The sequence below is a fragment of the Streptomyces sp. MB09-01 genome (genome assembly GCF_033794505.1).
In the GTDB taxonomy this organism is placed as follows: domain Bacteria; phylum Actinomycetota; class Actinomycetes; order Streptomycetales; family Streptomycetaceae; genus Streptomyces.
Window position 1 is genome coordinate 1 of the sequence record NZ_JARAYQ010000425.1, and the last position, 4,462, is coordinate 4,462.

Here is a 4,462-nt window from a genome sequence, read left to right on the forward strand (position 1 = left end):
TCCCCACCCGGGCCGCGCCACGGGCCGGGAGGCGGACCGCGACGCCGGCCGTGCGCGCGACCCGGGTGGGGAGGGAGGCGCGGACCGCGGGGCCGACCGTTCACCGTGGACGCGCAACGACGCACTCGTGGCGGTCGCGGCCGGCACCATCGACCTCGTCGGCTACTCCCTGGGCATGCAGACCGAAGGCCGGGTCCTGAGCGTGACCGCGGCCGTCTCCCTGGTCGTTTCGGCGTTGCCCCTGATCGCCCGGCGCGCGCGGCCGGTGACGGTGCTGGCCGCCGTACTGGCCCTGGGCGTGCTCGTGAACCTGACCACCCCGCCGACCCCGCACTTCACCCTCACCCTGATGGTGGCCCTCTACACGGTGGCCCGGTTCAGCCGTCCCGCCGTTGCCGCAGCAGCGGCGGTCGCGGCGGTGCCGCTGATCCCCGCCGGCCAGGGCGGCTGGCCCCTGCCCTTCGGCTGGGCGGGTCTGATCGCGAACGCGATCGGCACCCTCGGCGCCGTCGGCGCGGCCGCCGTGGTCAACCACCGGCAGCGGGAGGCCGAGATCCACCGGACCCTGCTCGCCGACCGGGCGGTGGCCGAGGAGCGCCGCAGGATCGCCCGCGAACTGCACGACATCGTCGCCCACCACATCACCACCATGCAGCTGATGGCGGGCGGGGCGCGGGCCAACCTGGCGCACGACCCGGAGGTCGTCCGGGAGGCCCTCGTGACCCTGGAGGACTCGGGGCGGATGGCGCTGCGCGAGATGCGCCAACTCCTCGACGTCCTACGGGCCGGGGAGGAGCCGGAGCACACCCCGCCGGCCCCGCAGCCCGGGGTCGGCGACCTCGACCGGATCATCACCGAGTCCCGGCTGGCCGGCACGGAAACCGAGTTCACCGTGGACGGCCCCGCCCGCCCGCTGCCGCCGACCGTGGGCCTCACCGTCTTCCGGATCGTCCAGGAGGCCCTGACCAACACCCGAAAGCACGCGGGGAAGGCGCGGGCCCACGTACGGCTCACCTACCGCCGGGACGAGGTGGCCGTGGAGGTGTGCGACGACGGGACGGGAGCGCAGGCTCCGGCCTCCCGGCCCGGGACGCGCTCCGGGTACGGTCTGATCGGTATGCACGAGCGTGTCGCCCTGCAGGGCGGGACCGTGGAGGCCGCCGCACTCGACGGCGGGGGCTTCCGGGTGGCGGCCCGCCTCCCGGTCCCGGGCCCCGGGGAGGGCGAGAGAGAGGAACGGCACCGATGATCCGCGTGCTCATAGCCGACGACCAGCCGCTGGTACGGCGCGGCCTGGCCCTGATCCTGGGCCCCGACCCGGAGTTCGAGGTCGTGGGCGAGGCCGAGGACGGGGCCCGGGCCGTCGCCCTCGCCCACGAACTGCTGCCCGACGTGGTCGTCATGGACATCCGGATGCCGGTCCTCGACGGGGTCCAGGCCACCGAGGAACTCGCGCGGACGCTCCCCGCGACGCGCGTCCTCGCCCTCAGCACCTTCGACATGGACGAGTACGTGGTCGCCGCCCTGCGCGCCGGCGCGTACGGCTTCCTGCCCAAGGACATCTCCCCGGAGGAGCTGATCGCCGCGGTCCGCATCGTCCACACCGGCGAGGCCGCCGTCGCGCCGAGGCTGCTGACCCGGCTCATCTCCGCTTACGTACGGACCCCCGCGCGGCCGCGGTCGTGGGCCGGCGAGACCCCGGCCGAACTCACGCCGCGCGAGCTGGAGATCTGGCGCCTGCTGGCCGGCGGCCGGGGCAACGCCGAGATCGCCCTGGACCTGGACATCAGTGTCTCCACGGTCAAGAACCACATCACCGGCATCTTCGGCAAGCTGGGCGTCCGTGATCGTGCGCAGGCGGTGATCGCGGCCTACGAATCGGGCCTGGTGGAGGCCGGTTGTGCGAGCGGTTGATCACCAAGTGCCCGCAAGAGCACCGGAATTTTCCTGGTGACCACACCTCTGACCAGCCAAAACACTGGATGATTCGCCCGTGCGGAGAAGGGCACGTCCATGGCACAGTGCGATCAGCCAGACCGCACGCACGACCAGGGAGCCTCCATGCGCGATCTGCACGCCACACCGCTCGCGGCCGCCCCCGACCGCGTGCCGGAGGCGGAGGCGGGCCCGCTGCCCTGCTGTCCGGTGTGCGAGGGCCCGACCGAACGCATCTCCTGGCGCCAGCGACCCGGACGGCCGGTGATGCTGGTCTTCGACCCCTGCGGCCACCGCTGGTCGACGCCGGCCCCACCCGTCCTGGCGGTCACCCCGCCGCCGGGCCCCGGCCGCGCCACCTGAAGACGCGTGCGAGCGGCGCTACGCGGACGCCCCGTCCGGGTCCTCGTCCACGTGACGGGCGCCGAGCCAGGCCGTCTCGAACTCGCTCCGGCCGATCTCCATACCGACGAGATCGGGATCGAACAGGTCCACGACGGGCGGGTTGAACGGCCAGTCGTCCGGACCGCTCCTGAGGCCGGTGCCGTCCGCGGCCAACTCGACCTGGCGCAGCCTGCGCCCGTCGGCCCCGACCTCCATCAGACAGACCGTCGGGTCCTCGCCGTCCTCGCCGTCCCAGCGGTGCCGCAGCCACACGACCTCCCTGCCGGCGAGCGCGCCGAACCCCTCGCGTCCGCGCTGGGCGTCCCGCTTGGCCCGGAAGTCGTCCAGGGCGTCGGACATACCCGTCCCGTCGGCCGCGACCTCGTCCAGGCCCCAGCTCCCGGCCCGCTCGATCGTGCCCGCGTCATCGACGACCTCGACGTCCGCGAACGTTTCGAGCACGTGGCGGGCCGAGGTTGCGTGGACCCACCACCACGAGCCGCCCATGCCGTAGTCGTGCAGAACGAGAAAGCGCGACGTGGGCGCCACATGATCAGTCACGTGCGTGGACGATAGCCGAGCGTGCGTCGTGGCCGTCCGGGTGGGTGGGCGGGTGGGTCGGGTGGGTCAGCGGAGCGGGTCCGTCGCCAGCCGGGCGTGCAGTTCCACGTCATGGCGGACGCCGTCGTACGAGAGCTTCTGGCGCTGCAGTCCCTCGACGGTGAAGCCCGCCGCCCGAGCGACGCGACAGGACGCGGGGTTGTTCACCCGATGCCCCAGTTCCAGCCGGAAGAGCTCCGCGTCGCGGAAGGCCCACAGCGCGAGGGCCCGGCAGGCCGCGGAGGCCACGCCCCGGCCGCGGGCCGCGGCAGTGGTCCAGTAGGACACCCACCCGGTGGCGTGCTGCCGGTTCACCGCACCGACCGAAGCGTTGCCGAGTACGGCGTCGTCACCGTCGACCACGGCGAAGGCAAAGGCAGAGCCCTCCGCCCATTGACCGCCGCGGTCTGCGATCCACAGCCCGGCAGCTCGGACCGAATCCACCGGTTCACTGCTCTGACTGCGCATGAGGGGGTCCGCGAACGCGGCCCTCACCGCTGCGGCATCGTCCGGTGCCCAGCGCCGCAGCACCAGACCTGATGAGGCTTCGACATGATCTCGCACGGGACGAGTATCGCTGCCGGTGCGCGGTGAGTGCCCGGTGCGTGCCCGGCAGCCCGCTCCGGGACGGGAAATCGCTTGGGGCCGGATCGCGCCGGCCCTACAGTGCGGCCGTGGAGATCACCTATCGACGTTTCGTCCCCTCCGAGGCCGAGTCCGAGGACCTGGTCGGCTTCCTGACCGGCGACACCTGGCCGTTCCACGGCGCGGCCGTCGTCGACCGGGAGCAGGCTCGGCGATGGATCTCGGACGGCCGCTACGACGGTGACGAGAACCGGGCCTTCTGGATCACAGCAGGTGACCACGTCGTAGGGCTGGTCCGGCTGATGGATCTGGGCGACAGCACACCGGTGTTCGACCTGCGGATCCGGTCCCGCCACCGGGGTCAGGGCGTCGGGGGCCACGCCCTGGCCTGGCTGACGGCGTACCTGTTCACCGAGTTCCCCGGGATCCGGCGGATCGAGGGCACCACGCGCCAGGACAACCTGGCGATGCGCCGCACCTTCCGACGGTGCGGGTACGTCAAGGAGGCGCACTACCGGGAGGCGTGGCCTTCGGCCGGCGGCACGGTCCACGACGCCGTCGGATACGCGGTTCTCCGGCGGGACTGGCTCACCGGCGCGGCAACGGCCCCCGCCTGGGACGACGAGCACCTCGCTTGACGTTGCCCCGATGTTCACCGTCCCGATGTTCAAAGATGCGTGATGTCAGCCGACTTCGAGCATCATCCTTCATTCGGGGCCGGCGGACCGCTATCTTGCCGGGAGCATGCCAAAGAGCTGTGTCCGCGACGCGGACCGCACGAGGAGCTGCCCCATGAGACTGCCGAGCATCCGCAGGAGCCAGCACCGACACGACCGTCACGACGGGCAACGCCGATTAGGGGCCCGGGCCCGCCCGGCCCGGCGAGGGAGCCGCCGCACCCCGGGCGCCGCCCTGCTCGCCGCCGCCCTCGCCGTCGCGGGCCTGTCCGCCGCAGGCC

General features: G+C 72.9%; 6 protein-coding genes. 4 read left to right on the plus strand and 2 right to left on the minus strand.

The annotated features are described in order from the left end of the window. The 3 genes from PV721_RS41535 to PV721_RS41545 all read left to right on the plus strand — a co-directional run. A partial coding sequence (locus PV721_RS41535; protein WP_319733819.1) for a sensor histidine kinase occupies positions 1 to 1,249 on the plus strand: 1,249 nt, incomplete at its 5' end. After that, positions 1,246 to 1,914, plus strand: a complete 669-nt coding sequence (locus PV721_RS41540) for a response regulator transcription factor (protein ID WP_319733821.1) — start codon at positions 1,246 to 1,248, stop codon at positions 1,912 to 1,914. The genes PV721_RS41535 and PV721_RS41540, both read left to right, overlap by 4 nt. A 147-nt stretch (positions 1,915 to 2,061) precedes the next feature. Next, positions 2,062 to 2,298, plus strand: coding sequence for a hypothetical protein (locus tag PV721_RS41545; protein WP_319733823.1), 237 nt, complete (start codon positions 2,062 to 2,064; stop codon positions 2,296 to 2,298). A gap of 18 nt (positions 2,299 to 2,316) precedes the next feature. Here the strand turns inward: PV721_RS41545 and PV721_RS41550 are convergent, their stop codons facing one another. Then, the gene (locus PV721_RS41550; RefSeq protein WP_319733824.1) at positions 2,317 to 2,880 is read right to left on the minus strand and encodes a hypothetical protein; all 564 of its coding nucleotides are present in this window, start codon (positions 2,878 to 2,880) and stop codon (positions 2,317 to 2,319) included. A 66-nt stretch (positions 2,881 to 2,946) separates the two neighbouring features. After that, positions 2,947 to 3,483 carry a GNAT family protein gene (locus PV721_RS41555; RefSeq protein WP_319733825.1) on the minus strand — a complete coding sequence of 179 codons (537 nt, stop codon included), beginning with the start codon at positions 3,481 to 3,483 and terminating at the stop codon, positions 2,947 to 2,949. A gap of 110 nt (positions 3,484 to 3,593) precedes the next feature. On the opposite strand from PV721_RS41555, the gene PV721_RS41560 reads away from it, so the two are divergent. Beyond that, a complete protein-coding gene (locus PV721_RS41560) occupies positions 3,594 to 4,142 on the plus strand; it encodes a GNAT family N-acetyltransferase (protein ID WP_319733827.1) in 549 nt (182 codons plus the stop codon). The last annotated feature ends 320 nt before the right edge of the window (positions 4,143 to 4,462 follow it).

Bases quoted from the DNA above. Each gene is read 5' to 3' on its own strand.
- PV721_RS41545 (WP_319733823.1), top strand. From the start codon at position 2,062: ATGCGCGATCTGCACGCCACACCGCTCGCGGCCGCCCCCGACCGCGTG.
- PV721_RS41540 (WP_319733821.1), top strand. From the start codon at position 1,246: ATGATCCGCGTGCTCATAGCCGACGACCAGCCGCTGGTACGGCGCGGC.